We start from the raw sequence: 22,117 nt of genomic DNA, 5'->3' as shown, positions 1-22,117 counted from the left end.
TCGTCAGCCGAGAACCGTAGTGATCCCTGACCATGCCGACCAACTCGGGTGCGGTGATGCTCCGGCTGCTCACGCCCGCTCCTCCTGCGCTGCGGCCGGGCTCGCCTCGATGGCCTCCTCGTCCGACATCCCGCTCCGCGTCAGGTCGCGCGAGCGCCACGGATCGTCGCTGCTCGTCCAGTTGCGGTTGATTGTCTCCTGCAATCGGGACAAATAGGCCTCACCGTCACGTTCGTACTGCCGCACCTCGGCGGCCTCCAGGCGGATCAGCCTCGACCCCTCCACGGCGCTGTACCAGCAGCGCGCGTTCATGAAGAGATGCTTGCCCTTGGAAAACAGGACCCAGGTGCTGCCGTCGGTCGCGATCTGTTCCGCGCGCTGCGCTTCCCGCGCGATCCGGGCGGCATCACCCCACCGCTCCACCGGCGGGACCTGCTCCGGGGTCCGACGACAGGTGTCGTTGAGCGAGACGTACTCGAAGGTCGGGTCCGCGTCGCGGTGCAGCGCGAAGAAGATGTGCCGGTGGCAGATCGTGCATCCCAGCTGTGCCTCGACGTGTTCCATCAGTCCGGAGTCGTGCAGGCGGAGCATGTCGTCCAGCGCCACCCAGTTGTGCGCCTGGCGGAGACGGCCGGCGGCGACCCCGTCATGCAACGCTGTGATCGTTGCGTCCACGTCGACGCCATCGGACGCCGATGTCGTCCTGATCAACATGCCCGCGCAGCCAGGGCAACGATCGTCAGCAGGATCGGTCTTGGCGTACGTGTCCTCCGCTGTCACCTGGATGAGCTTCAGATGATCCGGCGCATCCTTCTTGGCCCACGCGTCGTAGAAGACCTTCACGAACCCGCCCCCGACGCGGTAGGTCGCGTTCGGGCCCGTGCGTCCGACGATCGGCTCACCGAGTGCCTCCTCGACCTGGCTTCTCGAGGCGTCCCGGCTCAGCCCGGGGATCAGGGTACTGAGCCCCGTGAAGCCGCGCGGCGCGGCCTCGGTGGGCTGGACATGGAAGAGGATCGCCGTCACCGCCCCGTCCCGGAGCATGATCTCGCCGCCGGAGCCGAACGTCAGATACCGGTCGTGGTGTGCGGGCGCACCGACCTCGAACTCGCTGATCACCGGGTTCGAGCCGAGCAGATCGATGGCACGCCGCACGGCGTCGTCGCGCTCGGCCATCAGGAGAGCGTCGTTGTACGGCTCGAAGGCTTGCCGCACCGCGGTTGCCCGGGCTGCTGCCCTGCGTTCCGCCTCCTGCGCACGCCGGGCGCGCTCTGCATCGCTGATGATCAACGACTCGACGCCGAACCACAGCCGCTTCTCGAACGCCTCACGATCCCGAGAACGCGTCAGATCGGCCTCGCACAACAACGCCAGTGAATCCCGAAGACCGCCCAGAAAACGCTTGTTCGTCGTGGTCAAGTGCTGCTCGACCTCGGAATCCGTGCCACCGAGGATCGTGTCGATCACCCGCTGGCATTCTCCCGGCGGACGCGCCGGGGCGGCATCGGGGTGAAAAACAGCGAGTTCACCGAAGAGCAGGGCGAAGACGGCCCAACGCCGAAGTGCGCTGCGCTCTGCAGCGGCGATGTGCTGTGCGGTCACCGCGAAACAGAAATGATCACGCCGTCCGTCCCGGGCGACCTGCACATTCAGCGTCCCGTGACCGTCCTTACGGACGTCGATGAACGGCTCGTCCTCACCCGGGTCGGGCAGCAGCCACAGCCGCCGTACGCCCCTGCCGGGCGCCTGGGCCTGTGGGCCTCGCCTCCTGCTCATGGCTCCTCCTCGTGCATTTCACGCTCGTGCTGCTCCCTCTTCCTCGCGAGGTCCCGCTGCCTTCTTCGCGAGGTCCCGCTGCATCTCTGGCGTCCCGACCATCCGTGCCGTCGCCCAGAAAGGTCGCCGCTACGTTCGACATCGTGCCAGCGCGGCCCTGTACGGTTCGACGGGATCCTCGATTGTTCTCGTCGATGACCACCGGAACGCGGCTCTGCCTTCAGACGGGAGGGGGCCGCTCTACTGCGGCCCGGAGATCGAGGGGGCCGATGTACGTAAAACAGCGAGGTGAGAGCTGTGTTCACGACCCGGCCCACCCTCCAGGGCACCTTCGGAATGGTGTCCTCCACCCACTGGCTCGCCTCGCAGTCCGCGATGGCTGTTCTGGAGGACGGCGGCAACGCCTACGACGCGGCCGTCGCTGCCGGATTCGTCCTGCACGTCGTCGAACCGCACCTCAACGGACCGGCCGGCGAGGTGCCGATGATCCTGGCACCGAAGGACGGCGAGGTGCGGGTGCTGTGCGGCCAGGGCCCGGCCCCGGCGGGCGCGAGCGTCGCTCACTACCGCTCCCTCGGTCTCGACCTCGTCCCCGGCACCGGACCGCTCGCCGCGGCCGTGCCGGGCGCCTTCGATGCCTGGATGCTGCTGCTGCGCGACCACGGCACGAAGACCGTCGCCCAGGTGCTGCGGTACGCGATCGGCTACGCCGAGGACGGCCACGCCCCGGTCGAGCGGGTCGGCCAGACCGTGGAGACCGTCCGTGGGCTCTTCGAGACCGAGTGGCGGTCCTCCGCCGACGTGTACCTGCCCGGCGGCAAGGCGCCCGGGCCGGGCGAGCTGTTCCGCAACCCCGCACTGGCCGCCACCTGGCGCCGGCTGATCGGCGAGGCGGAGGAGACCGGCGGCGAGGACCGGATCGCCCAGATCGACGCCGCCCGCAGCATCTGGAGCGCGGGCTTCGTCGCCGAGGCCCTGGTCCGCCAGTCCGCCCGCCCCACCATGGACACCAGCGGCACCCGCCACACCGGCACCCTCACCGCCGCGGACCTGGCCGGCTGGTCCGCGTCCTACGAGGCGCCCGCCACGTACGACTGGAACGGCTGGACGCTCGCCAAGGCGGCGGGCTGGAGCCAGGGCCCCGCCTTCCTCCAGCAGCTCGCCCTGCTCCCCGCCGAACTGCCCCGGTACGGCAGCGCCGACTACGTCCACCTGCTCATCGAGGGCTGCAAGCTCGCCATGGCCGACCGCGAGGCCTGGTACGGCGACGCCACCGACGTACCCCTGGACACACTGCTCTCGGAGCCGTACAACGCCGAGCGCCGCGCCCTCATCACCGGCGAGGCCTCGCACGAGCTGCGCCCCGGCAGCCCGGACGGCCGCAGCCCCGTGCTCAGCGTCCACGCCCACGCGGTCGCCTCCGGCGAGACCGGCTTCTTCGCCATGGGCATCCCCACGGCGGGCGTCGGCGAGCCGACCGTCGCCAAGGACGGCACGACCCGTGGCGACACCTGCCATGTGGATGTGGTCGACCGCTGGGGCAACATGATCTCCGCCACACCCAGCGGCGGCTGGCTCCAGTCCAACCCGGTCGTGCCGGAGCTCGGCTTCCCGCTCGGCACCCGGCTCCAGATGGCCTGGCTGGACGAGGGCCTGCCCAACTCCCTGACCCCGGGCCGGCGCCCCCGCACCACCCTCACCCCGTCCCTGGCCCTGCGCGACGGCGTCCCGGTGATGGCGTTCGGCACGCCCGGCGGCGACCAGCAGGACCAGTGGCAGGTGCACTTCTTCCTGGCGGTGGCGCTGCGCGCCGAGGTCCGCGGCGGACTCGATCTCCAGGGCGCCATCGACGCCCCGAACTGGCACAACGACAGCTTCCCGGGCTCCTTCTTCCCGCGCGGGATGCGCCCCGGCAGCGTCACCGTCGAGGAGGGCATGGACCCGGAGGTCGTCGAGGAGCTGCGCCGCCGCGGCCATGACGTCACGGTCGGCGCCCCCTGGTCGGAGGGCCGGTTGTGCGCCGTGGCCCGCGACCCGGAGACCGGGGTGCTGTCCGCGGCCGCCAACCCGCGGGGCATGCAGGGGTACGCCGTAGGACGCTGAGCGGCCACTTCCCCGACATGACCAGGGCGCCGGCCTCCCGGCTCGGCATGATTGGCTGGGGGCATGATCGATGAATTCCTGGCCGGAGACCTGACCGAGGTCGAGGCGGCGGTACGCGCAGCGGCCGCCGCCGAGATCATGCCCCGCTTCCGGCAGCTCGCCGCGCACGAGATCGTCGAGAAGAGCGGCCCGCACGACCTCGTCACCACCGCCGACCGCCTCGCCGAGGAACACCTCACCGCAGCGCTGACCGGGCTGCTGCCCGGCTCGGTGGTCGTCGGCGAGGAGGCGGTCCACGCCGACCCGAAGGTGTACGAGGCGCTGGGCGGCGACGCACCCGTGTGGATCGTCGACCCGGTCGACGGCACCCGCCAGTTCGTCCGCGGCGAACCGGGCTTCTGCACCCTGGTCGCCCTCGCCCACCGCGGCGAGCTCCTGGCCTCATGGACGTACGCCGCTGCCCTGGACCAGATGGCGGTCGCGGTCCGCGGCCGCGGCGCCACCCTCGACGGCGAGCGGATACGCTCCGGCTCACCCGCCCCCGGGGCCGTGCTGCGCGTGGCGATGTCGCACCCCGACTACACCAGCGACGCCCAGAAGCGCGCCCTGCTCGGCCTGCGCACCGAGGGGATCGAGGCCCGCCCCTGCGGCTCGGCGGGGCTCGAATACCTCTACGTCGCCCGTGGTGAACAGGACGCGGTCGCCTTCAACTGGGAGTACGCCTGGGACCACGCGGCGGGCCTGCTGCTGGTCGCCGAGGCGGGCGGCTCCCAGGCCACCCTCTCCGGCGCACCGTTCCGCATCACCGGCGGCAACGCGCTGCCGTTCACTGCGGCCCGCGACGCGGAGACCGCCGAACGCATCCTCCGGGCGCTCCGCGACGGAGCCTGACAGGGCCCCGACCGGACGAGGAGTCCGCAGGCCGGCGCCGCGGGCCGGGCGCGGGCCCGCGGATCGTGCGCCCGCTCGGGGGCGGGCGTACCCGCAGGACCGAACGGCCGGGGCACCCGGCGATCAGGACCGGCCTCCGCCCCGTCTCAGCCTTGCGTGCCGCCCGCCGCGAGGACCGGCCTCCGCCCCGTCTCAGCCTTGCGTGCCGCCCGCCGCGAGGACCGGCCTCCGCCCCGTCTCAGCTTTCCGTGCCGCCCGCCGCGAGGACCGACCGGACCTCCCGCACCAGCTCCGCCGCCCGCTCCACCGCCGCCGGGTCCAGCCCCCGCAGCGCCTCGCCGATCCGCTCGGTGTACCGCGCGGGGGTGTCCGGCAGGGCGGCCGCGGCGGCCGTCGCGCCCTTCTCGTTCAGACACCAGGTGCGGTGGTGGGCGTGGAGGGACTGGGCGAGGACGCCGAACGCCCGCGACAGGCACAGGGACACATGGAGCGGGTCACCGCCGGGAGCCGACTTGCGGGCGGCCGCCACCGAGAAGTCCGCCTCCCAGGCGGCTTCGACGAGCGCGGTGCGCAGCGCCTCCGGATAGTTCCGGACCTTCTCCTGAAGTGCCGTCAATTCCCCTCGCGGGTCCGCGATCACGCGCCCCAGCGCGACCTCGCCGGGATATGCGGGGGACCAGAAACCGAGCGGGTGCCCGGCCTGCACACCCACTTCGAAGCGCCCCTCCCGGCATTCCGCCCAGACCGCCTCCACCCGGTCCAGATCGCGCAGGATCCAGTCCACCTGGACGCCGTCCACCCGCAGCCACGCCCCGCCGTCGACCCACGGCCCCCACCCGCCGGGGCCGGCGACCTCAATGGGGGAACCCTGTACCTCGGAGGCCAGCGCGGCCAGTGCGGCCACGTCGGGGGCGCCGCGGTAGTACAGGCCCAGGTCCCAGTCGGAGTCCGGACGGTGGGTGCCTCGGGCCCGGCTGCCGCCCAGCGCGACGGCCCGGATGCCGGGCAGTGCGGTGAGCCGGGCGGCCATGCCGGCGATACGGGCGGGCACGTCGGTGATATGGGCGGCGGGCGCGGTCGCTTCGTCGGCCGTCGTGGCCTGGGAGTTCGGTGTATTCATCGCGTGGCGACCCTACCCGCGACCGCGCTGTCGGTGCCTCGGAATATCCTGGGTGCCCTGGCCGTCGGCTGACGAAGGAGTCCGAAGGTGCCGTCGATGCTCGATGCAGTCGTCGTGGGGGCCGGCCCCAACGGACTGACCGCCGCGGCCGAACTGGCCCGCCGCGGCTTCGCCGTGGAAGTCTTCGAAGCGGAGGAGACCGTCGGAGGCGGCGCCCGCACCGAGGAGCTCACCCTCCCCGGATTCCGCCACGACCCCTGTTCCGCCGTCCACCCGCTGGGCATCGGCTCACCCGCGTTCGACGCGATGCCGCTCGCCCGGCACGGCCTGGAATGGCTCCAGCCCGAGCTGGCGCTCGCCCACCCGTTCCCGGACGGCACGGCCGCCGTGCTCACCGGTTCGGTGGGGGAGAGCGCCATGTCGCTCGGGCCCCGGGACGCGGGGGCGTACCGCAGGCTCGTCGCCCCCTACCTCGGCCACTGGGACACCCTCGCCCAGGACTTCCTGCGCACCCCGTGGGACGGGCTGCCCCGTGACCCCTACCGCTGGGTGCGCTTCGGTCTCGACGCGCTCCAGCCCGCGTCGCTGCTCTCCCGCCGCTTCGATGGTGCGAAGGCGCGCGGCCTGTTCGCCGGGCTCGCCGCTCATGCCATAGCCCCCACCAGCGGAATCGCCACCGGTGGCATCGCCCTGCTCTTCGCGCTCGCGGCCCACGAGAAGGGCTGGCCCGTGCCGCGCGGCGGATCGCAGTCCATCTCCGACGCCCTCGCCTCGTACATACGCGAACAGGGCGGCACGATCCGTACCGGCACGGAGGTCAAGCGCCTCGACGAGCTGCCACCGGCCCGCGCCTACATCTTCGACACCTCGCCGACCGCCCTCGCCCGCATCGCCGGACTGGGTCACGCCTACCGCGGCTACCGGTACGGCGCGTCCTGCTTCAAGATCGATTACGCCTTGTCGGGCCCCGTCCCCTGGACCGCCCAGGAGGCCCGGCGGGCCGGCACCGTCCACATCGGCCCCACGGCCGGTGAGATCGACGCCGCGCTGACGGCCGCCGTGACCGGCCGCGACCCCAGTGTGCCGTTCCTGATCACCGCGCAGCCCAGCCTGGTCGACCCGTCCCGCGCGCCCGAGGGCCGGCACGTCTTCTGGGCGTACGGACACGTCCCGTCGGGCTGGGAGGGCGACGCCACCGACGTCATCGAACGGCAGCTGGAGCGCTTCGCCCCCGGCTTCCGCGACCTGGTGCTGGCCCGTGCGGTGGCGGGACCGCCCGAGCTCGCGACGCGCAACGCCAACTACGTCGGCGGCGACATCGCGTGCGGCGCCTTCGCAGGCCTGCAGACGGTGCTGCGCCCCAAGCTCGCCCGCGTCCCCTACGCGACGGCACACCCCGCGGTGTTCCTCTGCTCCTCGGCCACTCCGCCCGGCCCCGGAGTGCACGGCATGTCGGGCCACCACGCGGCGAAGGCGGTGTGGCGGCGCCTGCGGGCGGCCTGAACAGCAGGTCCCGCCCGGAACGTGTGAGGTCTGTCCGGAACGCACGGGTCCCGCCCGGAACGCGTGGGTCCTCTGGACAGAACCCTTCGCGCAACGACGTGCACCTGCGGGTCCCGCGTGCCCGGCTGTTCAGATGCCGGGCGGGTCGGCCCGGGTGTAGGGAACGCCGATACTGGTCCAGCCGGGAATGACGACCCTGACGGTCACCCCGCCCGCCGCGCCCGGCGGGGCCGTGACCGTCAGCTGGGTGTCCGAGACCACGGTGAAGGCGGCGGGCACGGCCCCGAACAGCACCGCGGTGGTATATGTCAGCCCCGTGCCCGTGACAGTTACCGTGGTTCCGCCCGCCGAAGGCCCCCGGTCGGGCGTCAGACCGGTGACGACCGGGGCACCCAGGTATGCATACGTCACACCGCTGCTCGTGCCCCCGGGCGTGGTGACGGTGACCGGGACGGTGCCGACGGCACCCGGCGGTACCACCGCCCGGATCTCCGTGGCCGAGGGAATGGTGAAGCTGGTCGCCGCGGTCGGGCCGAAGCGAACCGCGGTGGCCTGGAGAAGATTCGCACCGGTCAGCGTCACGCTGTTGCCACCGCCCACCTGCCCCGCCCCGGGTGTGAGACCGCTGAGAACCGGTGCGCCGAGGTAGTAGTAGAAGACGGCTTGGGCACTGGTCCCACCTGGCGTGGTGACCGTGACCGGAACCGGCCCGGGTACGCCGGTGGGGGTAACCGCGGTCACCTGGGTCGCCGAGACGACGGTGAACGAAATCGCCGCCCCGGTCCCGAAGCGAACGGAGGTCGTTCCGGTGAGGCCGGTCCCGGACAAGCTGATGCTGTTGCCGCCCGCGAGCGGCCCCTGGGCCGGATTCACACTGCCCAGAACCGGAACGGCGAGATACGCGTAGGGGATCCCGGTGCTGGTGCCGCCCGGAGTGGTGATCGTGACATTGACAGTGCCTGCGGAACCGGCGGGAGCGACCGCGGTGGCCTGCGTCGCGGAGACGGTGGTGAACGCGGCGGCCACGGCACCGAAGTGGACCGAGGTGGCTCCGGTGAAGCCGGTGCCGGTCAACGTGACCAGGGTTCCGCCATCGGCCGAACCCTGGTTGGGGGCGAGGGAACTGATCGTGGGCGTCGGGATCGTGTAGGTGAAGCCGACGCCGTTGCTGGTTCCGTCGGGCGTGGTCACCGTGACCTGCAGGGTGCCCGCACCGGCCGGGGCGTTCGCGGTGATCTGGGTCGCGGACACCACGGTGAAGGAGGCGGACGGAGTGCCGCCGAAGGTGACCGCGGTCGCACCGGTGAATCCGGTGCCGGTCAGCGCGACGACCGTTCCGGCGGCCCCCGAGGAAGGGCTGCTCGTTGTGATGACGGGGGCCGCCGCGGCCGTCGACGGCAGCATGGCATGAGGCATCGAGCTGTCGGAGTGGTCCACAGCCGTTCTCCTGTCTGGTGATGTGATGCGAGAGGCTGTCAGCGGGGCGCTGTGGACAGGACGCAGAGGCGGGAATGTGGTGAGGGGAGTGCCGCCCGAACCTCCTGGCCCGGCGACGATGAGCGGGTGGTGCCGAGCGGGATGGCCGCCCGGCCGGGAAACCGTCGTCCCGGACCGGGCGGACATCAGGAATCGGATGCGGTACCGGCGCCGGGCGTTGACCCGCGTCGGCAGCCGGTGCCGCAGCCGTGGCGGATCAGATGCCGGGGCCCGCCGCATACGTGAAGGCGCCCGCATCCGTGGCTGTACCCGCGGGGTTGGAGAGAGTGACGTCGACCGCACCGACGGTGCCGGGCGGCGTGACGGCGGACACCGTCGTCGCGTTGATGACCGAGAACGGTGCCGCCACTCCGTCGAACGTGACCTGGCTCGTCGAGGTCAGGTTGGTGCCCGTGATGGTCACCGCGGTTCCGCCGGAGGTCGGTCCGGATGCCGGCGTGAGCCCGGTGATGGTCGGGACGTCGATGTACGTGTACGACAGGCCGTTGTTGGCACCTCCGGCGGTTGTCACACTGACGCTCACCGGCCCGGCTGCCGCACCCGCGGGCACGACGACGCTGAGCTGGCTGTCCGAAAGCACCGTCGGCGTCACGGTGTTGGCGCCGAAGGACACCCCCGTAGCGGTGGACAGGCCGGTACCGCTGATGACGATGGTGTTGCCGCCCGCGGTCGGGCCCGAGCTCACGCTCAGACCGGACTTGAACGGGGCGCCGACGTAGAAGAACGAAATCGGGTTGCTGGTGCCGCCCGGCGTGGTCACCGTCACGCCGACCGCGCCGGAGCCGGCCGGCGAGACAGCGGTGACCTGGGTGGGCGAGACATTGGTGACGTTGGTGGCCGGCTTGGTGCCGAAGAGCACAGCGGTGGTACCCGAGAGGTTGGTGCCCGTGATGGTGACGGTGGTACCGCCACCGTTGGAGCCTTGGTTCGGACTGATTGGCATGGTCGTCCTTCCTGCGTGAACCGCGGTGTGAGATCGGGGAGTGGGCTTCGAGTCAGGTCACGGTCGGGGCCCCTGGCCACGACGTGGACCGCCGGGTCGCCGAACCGGCCTTTCTCGCTCGCCTCCTCCTCGGCCGCTCCCACGGGTATGTCGTTGGACGCACCCGAGGGGAAGCGTCCGAAAGTTGTCTGCTGGGAGAAGGCGCCGACAGCGGTCTTCGCCGCGGAGGAACCGTGATGGGCTGTGCAGCGGGCCTCGGCCCCGGACGCCGTGGCCGGGCCCACCACGGGTGCAGTGCCGTACGAGCCGGCGCTGCCCCGCGGTGATGAACCGACAGCTGTCGAACTTCTCCCCTCGGCACGAGGCCGAGGTGTTCACGTGCCTGATGTCGACTCGCTCACGGCCGCCATGACCGCACGCGGGCCGCAGAGTTCGCGGCCACGCCCGTGACCTTGACGACGAGGTACCCGGTGTGCGCGGATTGCTCGCGCACCGCTCCCTTGCAGAGGCCGGGGGCTGCCGCATCAGCCTCTGCAGTGATCAGGCAGAGGCGACTGGTCGGATCCAAGTCCTCTTCGGGGGCGCCCATCGCGGCCATCCCGAGCAACCGATGCCGAGGTCAGTCATACACGCACGGCCGGCGATCAGAACGGTTCCGCGCTCCCCCGGAGAAGGATGGGCGGCCCACCGGTTGAGATACTCAAGTGACCCATACGGACGGAATATGACACAAGCGCCTTGACAGAGACTCAGTCAGATGGGCGAGCGCACGGGGGGCGGTCGAATCAGTACTCCGGTGGTAGTGGAATCCGCCGCCGGTCCCACAGTGCGCCGCCGGGGTGCGAGGCGTGGTGGGCACCACGCGGTGAGGACGGTCCGGCGACGCCTGCGGACGGCCTGCGCACCTCGCAGGGCATGATGGTCCGCATGCGTACACCCGAGGGCGTGACCGTCACCCTGGTCCGCGGCGACATCACCCGGCAGTCCGCCGACGTCATCGTCAACGCGGCGAATTCCTCCCTGCTCGGCGGGGGCGGGGTCGACGGCGCGATCCACCGACGGGGCGGTCCGGAGATCCTCGCCGCGTGCCGGGAGCTGCGCGCGTCGAGGTACGGAAAGGGCCTGCGCACCGGCCAGGCCGTCGCCACGACGGCCGGGCAGCTGGACGCGCGCTGGGTCGTCCACACCGTGGGCCCGGTCTGGAGCAGCTCCGAGGACCGCTCGGCGCTCCTCGCCTCCTGCTACCGCGAATCACTGCGGGTGGCCGGGGAGCTGGGGGCGCGTACCGTCGCCTTCCCGGCCATCTCGACCGGGATCTACGGCTGGCCGATGGACGACGGGGCCCGCATCGCCGTCCGCACGGTCCTGGCGGAGGCCGTGCCGCCCGTGGAGGATGTGCGGTTCGTGCTGTTCGACGCGCATGCGTACGTGGAGTTCGAAGAAGTACTGGCGGCGCAGAGCTGATCCGGGCGCGGCCGGACGGTGCGTCGGCCGACCGTGCCGGCACGGGACTTCCGCCGCCGCCGGAGTCAGCGGACCGGGTCGAGGAACGAGTCGAAGGGGGCCGGGAGCCGTCTCCACGCCTCGGGGCCCGCGGCGTATTCGGCGTCGGTGAGCAGGCAGGCGTCGAGGAGCCGGGCCAGCCCGTCCCGGTCGAGGCCGGGGGAGGTGAAGACGAGGTGCTGGCAGCGGTCGCCGTGCTCGGGGTGCCAGTCCAGGGCGGCCGCCGCCCGGCGGACCGGAGGCACCATGTCCCAGGCCGCGTCCGGCAGGGAGGCCAGCCACGGGCCCGCGCTCTCCACGCAGAGGGCACCACCGGCGGCGTACCAGGCCAGCAGGGTGTCGGGGCGGTCGGCGAGCCAGAAGCGGCCCCGGCTGCGCGCCGCCGCACAGCACAGCTCCTCCAGTGCCTGGAAGAGCCGCTCGGGGTGGAAGGGGCGGTGGTGGTGCCAGACGAGCGTGGCGACCCCGGCCCCGTCCGCCTCCTGCGGCAGCAGTGCGCAGGCCGGGTGCTGGGCCGCCGCCGCCGATTCCACGTCGAAGCCCGCGAACGCGAGGGGTTCCAACTCCCCTGAATCGACCGATACGTGACGCGCCGTGGGATGGAGCTGCGTCAGCAGTGCGCGGTTCTCGTCGTCGGCGTCGTCGCCGTCCACGAGGACGAGCACCGGCGCGTACTCCAGCTGTCGTGCCCAGGTGTCGCCGACGGTCCGCCGGTCCGAGGCGGCCGCCGCCAGGCCGGCGTCGGCCAGGTCGTCGCCGTTCCCGAGGCAGGGCATGACGAGAGCGGGGTCGACGGCCGTCATCACATTGGTGAGTTCGAGGGCGTCGCCGCCGTGCGTGACGACGGTCTCGGCCATCGCCCTCGGCTCGACGGAGTCCCACAGCTCGACCACCGCGAGCCGGGTCGCCCCGTCGGCGGCCAGCCGCTCCAGCTCCGGCACCAGGTCCTCGCGCAACGCGCAGCAGGCGCAGTCGTCGACGAGCGGGGCCTGTCCGCGCGACAGTTCGCCCGACGCGTCGCGGACGAGGCGCCGCACGGTTGCCTCGGCGGCCGTGGCCAGATCGTGGTGGAGCGCGACGCTGCCGGGGACGGTGCGCAGCAGTCGTTCCACCACCTCTCTGCGCGCGTCGGAGTGGAGCCCGCCGACGATGAGGACGGGCAGCCGGCGGGGCCTGACGACCGGGCGTAGTTCGTTGGGAGCCATGACCGCTACTATATGGCAATGATTTCCATTTCCAACAAATGTTTCTCCGTGGAAAGCAGGTAGCACTGTGTCCGCCCACTGCCAACTGACCGGCGCCCGGCCGGGCTTCGGCAACAACATCTCCCACTCACACCGGCGCACTCCACGCCGCTTCGACCCCAACATCCAGCGCAAGAGGTACTGGCTGCCGAGCGAGGGCCGGTACGTCCGGCTCACGCTCGCCGCCAGGGCGATCAGGACCGTCGACAGCATCGGGATCGAGGCGGCCGTCGCCCGTGTCCGGGCCAGGGGAGGGAAGGTCTGATGGCCAAGAAGGGCAAGACCGCGCAGAACGAGAAGCGCAGGGCGGCCGTCGAGCGGTACGCCGCCCGCCGCGCCGAGCTGAAGGAACTCATCCGCCGTCCGTCCACCACGGACACCGAACGCCGGGCCGCCGCGGACGAGCTCCGGCGCCAGCCGCGCGACGCCAGTGCGACCCGGGTGCGCAACCGCGACAGCGTGGACGGGCGGCCCCGCGGATACCTGCGGAAGTTCGGCCTGTCCCGGGTCCGCGCACGCGAGCAGGCGCATGCCGGATTCCTGCCGGGAGTCACCAAGTCCTCCTGGTGACAGCCGCCCCGGGCGGGGCGACCGCGTCAGGGGGTGTCCACCCTGAGCGGACTCCTCGCCCGGGGCGGCTGTCGCCGGACGCCGAAGAGTTCCTGGCAGCGTGAGGTCCATGTCGGATTCTCGCCAGCCTCGGGACGCCGGGTGGCGGATGCTTGAGCCATGTACACCGACACCGAGCGCTGCGTACGGGCCGTCCACTCCAAGGAAGCCCGCTTCGACGGCTGGTTCTTCACGGCGGTCCTGACCACCCGGATCTACTGCCGCCCCAGCTGCCCGGCCGTGCCGCCCAAGGTCGAGAACATGACCTTCTACCCCAGTGCCGCGGCCTGTCAGCAGGCCGGATTCCGTGCCTGCAAACGGTGCCGGCCCGACACCAGCCCCGGCTCCCCGGAGTGGAACGCCCGAGCCGACTCCGTGGCCCGCGCGATGCGGCTCATCCGGGACGGTGTCGTCGACCGCGAGGGCGTCCCCGGACTCGCCGCCCGACTCGGCTACTCCGCCCGGCAGATCGAACGCCAGCTGCTCGCCGAGCTCGGAGCCGGGCCGCTCGCCCTGGCCCGCGCACAGCGCGCCCAGACCGCGAGACTGCTCATCGAGACCACCGGACTCCCCATGGCGGAAGTCGCGTTCGCCGCCGGGTTCTCCTCGATCCGTACCTTCAACGGCACCGTCCGCGAGGTCTTCGCGCTCGCCCCGGGCGAACTGCGCAGCCGTGCCGCGCGGTCCGGGAGACCCCCGGCCACCCCGGGCGTGATCGCGCTGCGGCTGCCGTACCGGGCCCCGCTCAACCCCAGCAACCTCTTCGGTCACCTCGTCGCGACCGCCGTCCCCGGCGTCGAGGAGTGGCGCGACGGCGCCTACCGCCGCACCCTCGTCCTGCGGTACGGCCACGGCATCGTCGCCCTCACCCCGCACCCCGACCACATCGCCTGCCGGCTCTCCCTCACCGACCCGCGCGACCTCACCCTCGCGATCAGCCGCTGCCGCTGGCTGCTCGACCTGGACGCCGACCCGGAGGCCGTCGACGAACAGCTGCGCGCCGATCCGCTGCTTGCCCCGCTGGTCGACAAGGCGCCGGGCCGACGGGTGCCGCGTACCGTCGACGGCGCGGAGTTCGCCGTACGGGCGGTGCTCGGCCAGCAGGTCTCGACCGCCGCCGCCCGCACCCACGCGGCCCGCCTGGTCGGCGCGCACGGTCTGCCGGTCGACGACCCGGAGGGCGGTCTCACCCACCTCTTCCCGGACCCGGCGGCCCTCGCCGGGCTCGACCCGGAACAGCTCGCCCTGCCGCGCAGCCGCCGCACCACCCTCACCACGCTCGTCGCCGCACTCGCCGACGGAACACTGCGGCTGGGCACCGACACCGACTGGGAACGGGCGCGGACCGAACTGACCGCACTCCCCGGCTTCGGCCCCTGGACCGTGGAGGTGATCGCGATGCGGGCGCTCGGCGACCCGGACGCCTTCCTCCCCACCGACCTCGGCATCCGGCGGGCCGCCGAGGAGCTCGGCCTCCCCTCGACACCCGCGGCGCTCACCGCCCGCGCGGCCGCCTGGCGCCCCTGGCGGGCGTACGCGGTCCAGTACCTGTGGACCGTGGACGACCACCCCATCAACCACCTGCCCACCTGAGAACCGGGAAGTCCAGCCATGACCGATCCGCATCCGCCCGGTGCGACCCGGCGTCACGCCGTCGTCGACAGCCCGTACGGTCCGCTCACCCTCGTCGCCACCGACGGGGTCCTGGCGGGCCTCTACATGACCGGTCAGCGGCACCGCCCGCCCGAGGAGACCTTCGGCGAACGTGACCCGCGGCCCTTCACGGAGGCCGTCCGCCAGCTCGACGCCTACTTCGCCGGGGAGTTGCGCACCTTCGACCTGCCGCTGCGCCTGGACGGCACCCCGTTCCAGCGCAGCGTCTGGGAGCAGTTGCGGCTGATCCCGTACGGCGAGACCCGATCGTACGGCGAACTGGCCGAGAACCTCGGCAAACCGGGCGCCTCACGGGCGGTGGGGCTGGCCAACGGGAAGAACCCGGTGGGCATCATCGTCCCCTGCCACCGTGTCATCGGCGCCTCGGGCAGTCTCACCGGCTACGGCGGCGGACTCGACCGCAAACAGCGGCTGTTGGCCTTCGAGAACGGCACGCGGGACGACACCCCGGCGCTCTTCTGACCCCGCCCGCGGACACGGGACGGGCCCGGACACCGAGGTCCGGGCCCGTCCCCGAGCCGCCTGCGTACGCGCCGGCCGTCAGCCGGTGAAGATCTCCACCAGGGTCCAGATCGCCAGCCCCAGCATGCAGAGCCCGCCGATCCGCTGCACGGTCTTCAGCGGTACGCGCTTGGCGATGAAGCGCCCGGCGAGCAGCGCCAGCGCCGAGACGGACATCAGGGCGGCCGCTGACCCGATCGCCGTGGACCAGGTGCCGTTGCTCGCGGCCAGGTTGGCCGTGGTGATCTGGGTGAGGTCGCCCCACTCGCTGATGAAGACGGCCATGAACGCGGTCGAGTAGACCGGCCAGAAACCGGTCACCGTCTTCGTGGAGCCGTCCTCGTCGTCATCGCCGCCGCCCGAGCGCAGCAGCATGAAGGCCCCGAACGCGAAGAGGGAGGCGGAGACGAGCTTGACGATCCAGCCGGGCAGCAGCCCGATCAGGCTGCCCGCCCCCACCGCGATGGCGACGTGCACGATGAACGCGGAAGACGTGCCGAACCAGACGTACAGCGGTCGCATGCGGGTGCCCATGGCGAGCGACGCGAACATCGTCTTGTCGGGGAGCTCCGCGAGGAAGATCAGACCGAAGGCGGTGAGGATCGCCCAGGGGTCGAGGTGCATTCCGGGTGGCTTTCTGTGAGAGCCGGGCCCCGGGCCTTCGCGAAGCGCCGCTCGGGCTTCCGGAGGACCACTCGGCCCGGCATGACGGCAGCGCCCACGGGGGCGCGGGCGTGTCATACCTGACCGAAGGTCTCGCCCGCCCGTGGCAATCCACGGGCCCGGCCACCGGGAACCCGGGGGCTCCAGTGTGTCGACGACCGGTTTGCGGGGCTACTCCCCTTCGCAGCCATCAACTGTACCCCACCCCCGAACGGGGGAGAGTAGGTGTTCGATCCGGTGGCGGGGATCGGTACAGTCCCCTGGTGATCATTCCCGCCCGCACCGGAGGCGTCCCCGCATGAGCCGCCGCACCCGAAGGGCGGCCCCCGCCGAGGGGACGCCCCGGCCCACCGTCAGCGTCTGCCGCGGCTGCTGCTGCGGGACGCCCAAGATCCCGGACGTGGACCACGCCGGCCAGCTCGCCGAGCTGCGGCGCTCGCTCGGCGCGGTCGCCACCGTACGTGCCGTGGAGTGCCTGGACTCCTGCGAACGGGCCAATGTCGTCGTCGTGCAGCCGTCGGCCGAGGGCCGCCGCGCGGGCGGCCGGCCGGTCTGGCTCGGGCTGGTCAACGACCCGGACGCCGTGACGGACATCGTCACGTGGGTCGAGGCGGGCGGTCCCGGGCTGGTGGACCCGCCGGAGATCCTCGACCTGTACACGTTCCGCCCCTCGCGGCGCGTACAGCAGGAACTCGACCACTGAGCCTGCCCGGCCGGCCACGGCCGGGCCGCTACGGTGCCACGGGCTTCACCATCACGAAGAAGGCCTGCGGGGTCTTCTCCCACTCGTCCGCCTCGCGGACCAGCCGGGACTGGACGCGGAACCCGGCCTTCTCCAGCATCTCGGCCACGGCGTCGGGCACGAAGCGGTAGACGTCGAGTGTCACCGCATGGCCGTACGCCCGCTCCAGCCGCACACACTCGTCGCCGGCCTTGAAGGCCATGAGCAGATGTCCGCCCGGCGCCAGGACCCGATGGAACTCGGCGAAGATGCCGGGAAGCTGCTCCGGCGGGGTGTGGACCAGGGAGTACCAGGCGAGCGCACCGGCCAGGCTGCCGTCCGCCAGGTCCAGAGCGGTCATCGAACCCTCGTCGAAGTCGAGGTCCGGATAGGTCTCGCGGGCCACCGCGATCATGCCGGGGGAGAGGTCGATGCCGAACGCGGTCAGCCCGAGATCGCGCAGCTGGGCCGTCACACGACCGCGACCGCAGCCCAGATCGCCCACCCGGCCGCCGCCGCCCGCGGTCACGATCTCCGCGAAGGCGGTCAGCACGGCATTGTCGTACGGCTTCTTCGGCATCATGTCGGCCAGCAGCACTGCGTAGTCGGCGGCGACGGTGTCGTACGAGGCACGGGTGTTGTCGAGGCGGGAGGGTTCTGTCATGCGGGGGACCGTACAGGCCCCCTGCGACAACTCCCGGCCGGGCCGGGTCCGCGAGCGCTTTCCGGCCCCACCGGCCCCACCAGCCCCACCGGCCCCACCTGCCCCCGGTACCTCAGCCCCCGGAAGTCCCGCCGGGAGCCCCGCCGGGAGCCCCGTCGGAACCCACGACCGGCCCCCTGCCGACGGCCAGTCGCCGCAGCAGCGCGGGCAGCGCCGTGCCGATGGGCTCGCGGACGACCGCCTCGGCCAGTTCGTCGTACGGGGTCGGCTCCGCGTTCACCACGATGAGCCGTGCCCCGTTGTCCACCGCGATCCCGGCCAGCGACGCGGCGGGCTGCACCTGGAGCGTCGTACCGACCGCGATGAACAGCTCGCAGGCCTTCGCGATCGACATCGCCTGGCCCAGCACCATCGGGTCGAGCCGCTCACCGAACATGACCGTGGCCGATTTGAGGATGCCGCCGCAGACCGCGCACGACGGGTCGGCCTCTCCCGCCTCCACCCGGGCCAGCGCCTCGCTCATCGCGGAGCGGGCGTGACAGCGGGTGCAGACCACCTCGCGTGCGGTCCCGTGCAGTTCCAGGACCTTGCGGGCGGAGAGCCCGGCGAGCTGATGCAGCCCGTCGACGTTCTGCGTGATCACTCGTACCGGGGTGCCGGACCGCTCCAGCTCCGCCACCGCGCGGTGCGCCGCGTTCGGCTCGGCGGCCCAGGTCGCGCTGGTGCGGCGCATCTGCCAGGAGCGGCGGCGGATCTCCGGATCGGCCATGTAGTAGTCGTACGTGACGAGCTTCTCGGCCTCCGGGTCCTTGCGCCAGAGCCCGTTGGGCCCGCGGTAGTCGGGGATGCCGGAGTCCGTGGAGATACCGGCGCCGCTGAGGATCGCGACGAGAGTCATGCCGCGAGCGTAGGCAGCGCCGGTCACCCGGCGCGAGGCGTTTTCGCCCCGGCGGCGAGCCCCGGGACGTCTCCCCGGCGGGGTGTCAGGCAGCGGGAGCGGCGGGGCTGAACGGAGACGGGGTCAGGCCCGTCCAGGTGTTCAGCTCGGCCCGCGCCGTCTGCTTGGTGACGCCGCCGTCCTGGAGCGTGCCGCTGCGCGCCACGTAGAACCGCCCGTCGTCGAGCGAGACCAGCCCGTACTGCCCGTACTGGCCCGGTGCCGGCCACCCGTACGTCCCCGTCGTGGCATCGTGCGCGCCCTCGCGCAGCAGCGGGAGCAGCAGACCGCGCTCGGGCCGCTGCTGCCCGCGGACCGGGCCGCGCACCGGCTTGCGAGCACCGTCCAGGGCGAAGACCGAGTAGTTGGGGAAGCCCGGCTTGGTCCCCTTGTAGACGGCCATCAGCCAGTTGCCGCTGTGGCCGTCGTACTCCAGGTTCTGCACGCCGTACGTGGTGTTCCCGGTATACGCGAAGAACTTGCCGCCTACGTGGGCGGGTCCACTGGTGTGCGGGGCCGACTCGGTCAGCGGGCGTTCGTACTTCTTCCACCGGGTGACGTCGTACTGGAGCAGTACCTGGTGGTCGTTGTCCGCGCGGCCCGCGTTGGCGTACACGCCGTACGCGACGGTCAGCTTCTTCGTGGCGCGGTCGCCGCGCCGGTCACCGAACGCCGGACCGAAGGCGACGCCGTCGATGCCGCTGCAGCCGTAGCGGTGGTCGGGCGTGTTGCCCGTGTCGCCGTCGAAGACCCCGTCGCCGTTCATGTCGGCGGTGAAGTCCTTCACGACCTCCTTGAGGTAGACGGTCGAGACGACCCCGGTGGACTGGGCGTCCATGTCCATCCGGTCGATGCGGTCGACGTCGAGGATCGCGATGTAGAAGGACTTCGCCTCCTTGTACTCCAGCGAGCCGTAGACCCGGCCGTCCTTCTCGTTGAAGTCCAGATCGCCGAGGTGGCCGGTGAATCCGGTGACCGAGCCGACCGGATTGCCCTTGAGGTCGGTCTTGACCAGCAGATTGGTCATCGAGAAGTACATGAAGCCCTTGCGGCGGTCGATGGCCATGCCCTGGACGTGGCCGGACTGCCAGGCGCCCCCGTCGACCGACTGCGGCAGGCCGCCGGGTGCGGCCGGCACCGCGGCCGATGCCGGTTCCGCGAGCGCCGCCGACGCCGTGGCGACGACGGCCGTACAGGCGAACGCTGCGACGACCGTGGCCAGTCGCCCGCCGAGGTGTCCCGTGTGCTTACGCATGATCCCTCCGCTGTCGTGGAGTCCGGATGATGCCGGTCGAGCGTGCACTGCGGACCAATGGCACATGAACTCAACGGTCCGGCAGCCGTCGACCGGACTATCAGCCGACGGCTGGTCAGCACAACGGGACAGAAGGGTGATTCGGGCTGTATCCGGCCTCGGGCGTCAGCTGTCCACCGGGTGTCCGTCCTCCAGCTCCGCCGCGCCGCCACCGGATTCGAGCACAGCCAGTGCGGCCTTCACCCGCAGTGCGAGCGCGCCGAGCAGATAGCGGTCGATCTCCTCGGGCTCGACCAGCTTCCAGGACAGGAGTTCCTCCTCCTGGAGCCGGATGGCCTTCAACCGCGCCTCGTCCAGCACCCCGCCGTCGTACAGGTACGCGGCGATCGGCGGACGTCGCGGGCCGCGCGCCCAGTCGACGGCCAGCAGCCGCCCCGGTGCGAGATCGAGACCGATCTCCTCGGCCGTCTCGCGTCGCGCGGCCTGCCGCGGGCTCTCGCCGTCGTCGGACTCGACCGTTCCGCCGGGCAGCGCCCAGCCGTCCCGGTAGTTCGGCTCGACGAGCAGCACCCGCCCCCGGTCGTCCCGGAACACGGTGGCCGCGGCGGCCAGCACCCGGGGGAGCCCCGCGATGTAGGTGGCGTAGTCAGTGGTGGTCACGCAGGCAGCGTAGTAGCAGGGCGGAGCCCGCAGGACGACGGCTCTGGGCAGCGGGTATCCGCTGCGGATAGGGTCGGGGGCGGCGCGACTGCCTGTTCGAAAGCAAGGGATGCAAGGTGGCGGACGGAGCAGTGATGGAGACCGCACGCGTGCTCGTCGCGGCGGACAAGTTCAAGGGCTCGCTCACGGCCGTACAGGTCGCGGAGCGGGTGACGGCCGGGCTGCGGCGGGTCGTCCCCGACGTGCGGGTCGAGACCCTGCCCGTGGCGGACGGCGGCGACGGCACGGTGGCGGCGGCGGTGGCCGCCGGATTCGAGCCCTGCGAGGCGCGGGTGACCGGGCCGCTCGGTGATCCGGTGACCGCGGCGTACGCCCTGCGCGGCACCACGGCGGTGGTGGAGATGGCCGAGGCGTCGGGCCTCCAGCACCTGCCCGCGGGGGTGTTCGCCCCGCTCACGGCCACGACGTACGGCTCCGGCGAGCTGCTCGCCGCCGCGCTCGACGCGGGTGCCCGGACGATCGTGTTCGGCGTCGGCGGCAGCGCGACGACGGACGGCGGCGCGGGCATGCTGGCCGCGCTCGGCGCCCGCTTCCTGGACGCGGACGGCAAGCCCGTGGCCCCCGGCGGCGGCGGCCTCGCCGACCTGGCGGAGGCGGACCTGTCCGGCCTCGATCCGCGACTGGCCGATGTGGACCTGATCCTCGCCAGCGACGTGGACAACCCGCTGACGGGCCCGAAGGGTGCCCCCGAGGTCTACGGCAGGCAGAAGGGCGCCACCGAGCAGGACATCGCGACGCTCGACGCGGCGCTCGCCCACTACGCGTCCGTCCTCGGCCCGGATCACGCGGCGCTGCCGGGAGCAGGCGCGGCGGGCGGCATCGGCTACGGGGCGCTGGTCGCGCTCGGAGCCCGGTTCCGCCCCGGCATCGAGGTCATGCTCGACGTTCTCGGCTTCGCCCCGGCGCTGGCGCGCGCCACGCTGGTGATCACCGGTGAGGGCTCGCTCGACGAGCAGACCCTGCACGGCAAGGCCCCGGCAGGAGTGGCCGCGGCGGCCCGCGCCGCGGGGATCGAGGTCGTGGCGGTCTGCGGCCGCCTGGCCCTGCCGCCGGAGGCCCTGACCGCGGCAGGCATCCGCCGTGCGTACGCCCTCGCAGACCTGGAGCCGGACCCCGCGGTCTCCATGGCCCAGGCGGGACCCCTGCTGGAACGGGCATCCGAGTCGATCGCACGCGACTTCCTGCTGTAGCTCCGTGGCTTTCTCCGGTGGCCGGGCGGGGCGTCGATCCGACGCCCCGCCCGGCCACCGGAGATCAGCTCAGCCATCCCACGGAAGGCACCGCGCCCCCGCCGTCCCCCGCGTCCCCGCCTTTCCCCGCGCCCCGGCCGTCCTCGGCGTGCCCCGCCCCGTCCCCGCCGCTCAGCAGCTCGGCCAGACTCTGGAGCTCCGCAGGCAGGTCCCGGCGCCAGGCCATCGTCACGAACGGCGCGAGAATGATCATGCCGCCGTCCAGATGGGGCTTGACCGAGACGGTGACCGTCGTGCCCAGCCGGCCCGGACTCAGCCGGAACTCCAGCTCCGGGGAGTGGCGGCCCAGTGGCGTCCACATGCCCGCACAGCGGAAGACCAGGTACTCGACGGGTGAGCTCGCGGTGCACCGGAGCCGGTGCGCCCGCCGCCTGCCAGGAAACTTGCAGGTGTACTCGTCACCCAGCTCGGCGGAGACCGGGCCCTCGATGACCCGGTCTATGCTCGATGACCACTCGGCCAGGTTCCGCGGATCCCGGAGGAACGAGAAGATCTCGTCGGCGGGGCGGGACACATGGACATTCGCAGACACATGGGGCATGG

At 72.2% G+C, this 22,117-nt stretch carries 21 protein-coding genes; 10 read left to right on the top strand and 11 right to left on the bottom strand.

The features are described 5' to 3' along the window. Positions 1-69 precede the first annotated feature (69 nt). On the bottom strand, positions 70-1,776 hold the full coding sequence (locus OHA19_RS07640; RefSeq protein WP_405749741.1) for a hypothetical protein: 1,707 nt from the start codon (positions 1,774-1,776) through the stop codon (positions 70-72). Between the two features lie 297 nt (positions 1,777-2,073). Here OHA19_RS07640 and OHA19_RS07635 point away from each other — a divergent pair, with 297 nt between their 5' ends. Both OHA19_RS07635 and OHA19_RS07630 read left to right on the top strand, forming a co-directional pair. Next, positions 2,074-3,879, top strand: coding sequence for a gamma-glutamyltransferase family protein (locus tag OHA19_RS07635; protein WP_405749739.1), 1,806 nt, complete (start codon positions 2,074-2,076; stop codon positions 3,877-3,879). Positions 3,880-3,942: 63 nt separating this feature from the next. Further along, positions 3,943-4,770 carry an inositol monophosphatase family protein gene (locus OHA19_RS07630; protein ID WP_405718343.1) on the top strand — a complete coding sequence of 276 codons (828 nt, stop codon included), beginning with the start codon at positions 3,943-3,945 and terminating at the stop codon, positions 4,768-4,770. Positions 4,771-5,008: 238 nt separating this feature from the next. Here OHA19_RS07630 and OHA19_RS07625 read toward each other — a convergent pair whose 3' ends face one another. Beyond that, entirely contained in the window at positions 5,009-5,800 is a 792-nt protein-coding gene (locus OHA19_RS07625; protein ID WP_405721986.1) for a nucleotidyltransferase domain-containing protein, read from the bottom strand. Between the two features lie 177 nt (positions 5,801-5,977). Between OHA19_RS07625 and OHA19_RS07620 the strand changes: the two genes are divergently transcribed. Then, positions 5,978-7,393: a phytoene desaturase family protein gene (locus tag OHA19_RS07620; RefSeq protein ID WP_405718345.1), complete on the top strand. Its 1,416-nt coding sequence runs from the start codon at positions 5,978-5,980 to the stop codon at positions 7,391-7,393. Positions 7,394-7,522: 129 nt separating this feature from the next. Here the strand turns inward: OHA19_RS07620 and OHA19_RS07615 are convergent, their stop codons facing one another. After that, on the bottom strand, positions 7,523-8,830 hold the full coding sequence (locus OHA19_RS07615; protein ID WP_405749737.1) for an IPT/TIG domain-containing protein: 1,308 nt from the start codon (positions 8,828-8,830) through the stop codon (positions 7,523-7,525). A gap of 256 nt (positions 8,831-9,086) precedes the next feature. Next, positions 9,087-9,833, bottom strand: a complete 747-nt coding sequence (locus OHA19_RS07610) for an IPT/TIG domain-containing protein (protein ID WP_405718349.1) — start codon at positions 9,831-9,833, stop codon at positions 9,087-9,089. Between the two features lie 927 nt (positions 9,834-10,760). Here OHA19_RS07610 and OHA19_RS07605 point away from each other — a divergent pair. Further along, the gene (locus OHA19_RS07605; RefSeq protein ID WP_405718352.1) at positions 10,761-11,297 is read left to right on the top strand and encodes an O-acetyl-ADP-ribose deacetylase; all 537 of its coding nucleotides are present in this window, start codon (positions 10,761-10,763) and stop codon (positions 11,295-11,297) included. Between the two features lie 65 nt (positions 11,298-11,362). Here the strand turns inward: OHA19_RS07605 and OHA19_RS07600 are convergent, their stop codons facing one another. Next, complete coding sequence (locus tag OHA19_RS07600) at positions 11,363-12,541, bottom strand: CobW family GTP-binding protein (protein ID WP_405749736.1); 1,179 nt, start codon at positions 12,539-12,541, stop codon at positions 11,363-11,365. 67 nt (positions 12,542-12,608) lie between these two features. Here OHA19_RS07600 and rpmB point away from each other — a divergent pair, with 67 nt between their 5' ends. From rpmB to OHA19_RS07580, 4 genes are all read left to right on the top strand, one after another. Next, positions 12,609-12,845, top strand: a complete 237-nt coding sequence (gene rpmB, locus OHA19_RS07595) for a 50S ribosomal protein L28 (RefSeq protein ID WP_405718357.1) — start codon at positions 12,609-12,611, stop codon at positions 12,843-12,845. Further along, positions 12,845-13,150, top strand: coding sequence for a 30S ribosomal protein S14 (gene rpsN / locus OHA19_RS07590; RefSeq protein ID WP_405718360.1), 306 nt, complete (start codon positions 12,845-12,847; stop codon positions 13,148-13,150). The genes rpmB and rpsN overlap by 1 nt, the downstream gene beginning before the upstream one ends. Before the next feature lie 159 nt (positions 13,151-13,309). Beyond that, a complete protein-coding gene (locus OHA19_RS07585) occupies positions 13,310-14,782 on the top strand; it encodes an AlkA N-terminal domain-containing protein (protein WP_405749734.1) in 1,473 nt (490 codons plus the stop codon). 18 nt (positions 14,783-14,800) lie between these two features. Beyond that, positions 14,801-15,325: a methylated-DNA--[protein]-cysteine S-methyltransferase gene (locus OHA19_RS07580; protein WP_405718366.1), complete on the top strand. Its 525-nt coding sequence runs from the start codon at positions 14,801-14,803 to the stop codon at positions 15,323-15,325. A gap of 78 nt (positions 15,326-15,403) precedes the next feature. Here the strand turns inward: OHA19_RS07580 and OHA19_RS07575 are convergent, their stop codons facing one another. After that, positions 15,404-15,988, bottom strand: a complete 585-nt coding sequence (locus OHA19_RS07575; RefSeq protein WP_405718368.1) for a TMEM165/GDT1 family protein — start codon at positions 15,986-15,988, stop codon at positions 15,404-15,406. Positions 15,989-16,325: 337 nt separating this feature from the next. On the opposite strand from OHA19_RS07575, the gene OHA19_RS07570 reads away from it, so the two are divergent. Beyond that, on the top strand, positions 16,326-16,730 hold the full coding sequence (locus OHA19_RS07570; RefSeq protein ID WP_266728469.1) for a (2Fe-2S) ferredoxin domain-containing protein: 405 nt from the start codon (positions 16,326-16,328) through the stop codon (positions 16,728-16,730). Positions 16,731-16,758: 28 nt separating this feature from the next. Here the strand turns inward: OHA19_RS07570 and OHA19_RS07565 are convergent, their stop codons facing one another. The 4 genes from OHA19_RS07565 to OHA19_RS07550 all read right to left on the bottom strand — a co-directional run bounded on the left by OHA19_RS07565 (position 16,759) and on the right by OHA19_RS07550 (position 20,264). Then, complete coding sequence (locus OHA19_RS07565) at positions 16,759-17,412, bottom strand: class I SAM-dependent methyltransferase (protein ID WP_405749732.1); 654 nt, start codon at positions 17,410-17,412, stop codon at positions 16,759-16,761. A 112-nt stretch (positions 17,413-17,524) separates the two neighbouring features. Beyond that, positions 17,525-18,310: an SIR2 family NAD-dependent protein deacylase gene (locus OHA19_RS07560; protein WP_405718372.1), complete on the bottom strand. Its 786-nt coding sequence runs from the start codon at positions 18,308-18,310 to the stop codon at positions 17,525-17,527. Between the two features lie 85 nt (positions 18,311-18,395). After that, a complete protein-coding gene (locus OHA19_RS07555; protein ID WP_405749730.1) occupies positions 18,396-19,604 on the bottom strand; it encodes a hypothetical protein in 1,209 nt (402 codons plus the stop codon). 165 nt (positions 19,605-19,769) lie between these two features. Further along, positions 19,770-20,264, bottom strand: coding sequence for an NUDIX domain-containing protein (locus tag OHA19_RS07550; RefSeq protein ID WP_405718378.1), 495 nt, complete (start codon positions 20,262-20,264; stop codon positions 19,770-19,772). A 134-nt stretch (positions 20,265-20,398) separates the two neighbouring features. Here OHA19_RS07550 and OHA19_RS07545 point away from each other — a divergent pair, with 134 nt between their 5' ends. Continuing rightward, positions 20,399-21,514: a glycerate kinase gene (locus OHA19_RS07545; RefSeq protein ID WP_405749728.1), complete on the top strand. Its 1,116-nt coding sequence runs from the start codon at positions 20,399-20,401 to the stop codon at positions 21,512-21,514. 64 nt (positions 21,515-21,578) lie between these two features. Here OHA19_RS07545 and OHA19_RS07540 read toward each other — a convergent pair whose 3' ends face one another. Continuing rightward, on the bottom strand, positions 21,579-22,115 hold the full coding sequence (locus OHA19_RS07540; protein ID WP_405718383.1) for an SRPBCC family protein: 537 nt from the start codon (positions 22,113-22,115) through the stop codon (positions 21,579-21,581). Between the last annotated feature and the right edge of the window lie 2 nt (positions 22,116-22,117).

The organism is Streptomyces sp. NBC_00012 (genome assembly GCF_045040875.1).
Classification (GTDB): Bacteria; Actinomycetota; Actinomycetes; order Streptomycetales; family Streptomycetaceae; genus Streptomyces.
Note: the sequence above shows the minus strand (reverse complement) of the source record. Positions and strands in the feature narration are given on the sequence as shown.

Coding starts and splice junctions, on each gene's coding strand:
- OHA19_RS07545 (WP_405749728.1), top strand. CDS start 20,399: ATGGAGACCGCACGCGTGCTCGTCGCGGCGGACAAGTTCAAGGGCTCG.
- OHA19_RS07570 (WP_266728469.1), top strand. CDS start 16,326: ATGAGCCGCCGCACCCGAAGGGCGGCCCCCGCCGAGGGGACGCCCCGG.
- OHA19_RS07625 (WP_405721986.1), bottom strand. CDS start 5,800: ATGGCCGCCCGGCTCACCGCACTGCCCGGCATCCGGGCCGTCGCGCTG.
- OHA19_RS07565 (WP_405749732.1), bottom strand. CDS start 17,412: ATGACAGAACCCTCCCGCCTCGACAACACCCGTGCCTCGTACGACACC.
- OHA19_RS07575 (WP_405718368.1), bottom strand. CDS start 15,988: ATGCACCTCGACCCCTGGGCGATCCTCACCGCCTTCGGTCTGATCTTC.
- rpsN (WP_405718360.1), top strand. CDS start 12,845: ATGGCCAAGAAGGGCAAGACCGCGCAGAACGAGAAGCGCAGGGCGGCC.
- OHA19_RS07585 (WP_405749734.1), top strand. CDS start 13,310: ATGTACACCGACACCGAGCGCTGCGTACGGGCCGTCCACTCCAAGGAA.
- OHA19_RS07555 (WP_405749730.1), bottom strand. CDS start 19,604: ATGCGTAAGCACACGGGACACCTCGGCGGGCGACTGGCCACGGTCGTC.
- OHA19_RS07630 (WP_405718343.1), top strand. CDS start 3,943: ATGATCGATGAATTCCTGGCCGGAGACCTGACCGAGGTCGAGGCGGCG.
- OHA19_RS07605 (WP_405718352.1), top strand. CDS start 10,761: ATGCGTACACCCGAGGGCGTGACCGTCACCCTGGTCCGCGGCGACATC.
- OHA19_RS07640 (WP_405749741.1), bottom strand. CDS start 1,776: ATGAGCAGGAGGCGAGGCCCACAGGCCCAGGCGCCCGGCAGGGGCGTA.
- OHA19_RS07610 (WP_405718349.1), bottom strand. CDS start 9,833: ATGCCAATCAGTCCGAACCAAGGCTCCAACGGTGGCGGTACCACCGTC.
- OHA19_RS07540 (WP_405718383.1), bottom strand. CDS start 22,115: ATGCCCCATGTGTCTGCGAATGTCCATGTGTCCCGCCCCGCCGACGAG.
- OHA19_RS07580 (WP_405718366.1), top strand. CDS start 14,801: ATGACCGATCCGCATCCGCCCGGTGCGACCCGGCGTCACGCCGTCGTC.
- OHA19_RS07560 (WP_405718372.1), bottom strand. CDS start 18,310: ATGACTCTCGTCGCGATCCTCAGCGGCGCCGGTATCTCCACGGACTCC.
- OHA19_RS07600 (WP_405749736.1), bottom strand. CDS start 12,541: ATGGCTCCCAACGAACTACGCCCGGTCGTCAGGCCCCGCCGGCTGCCC.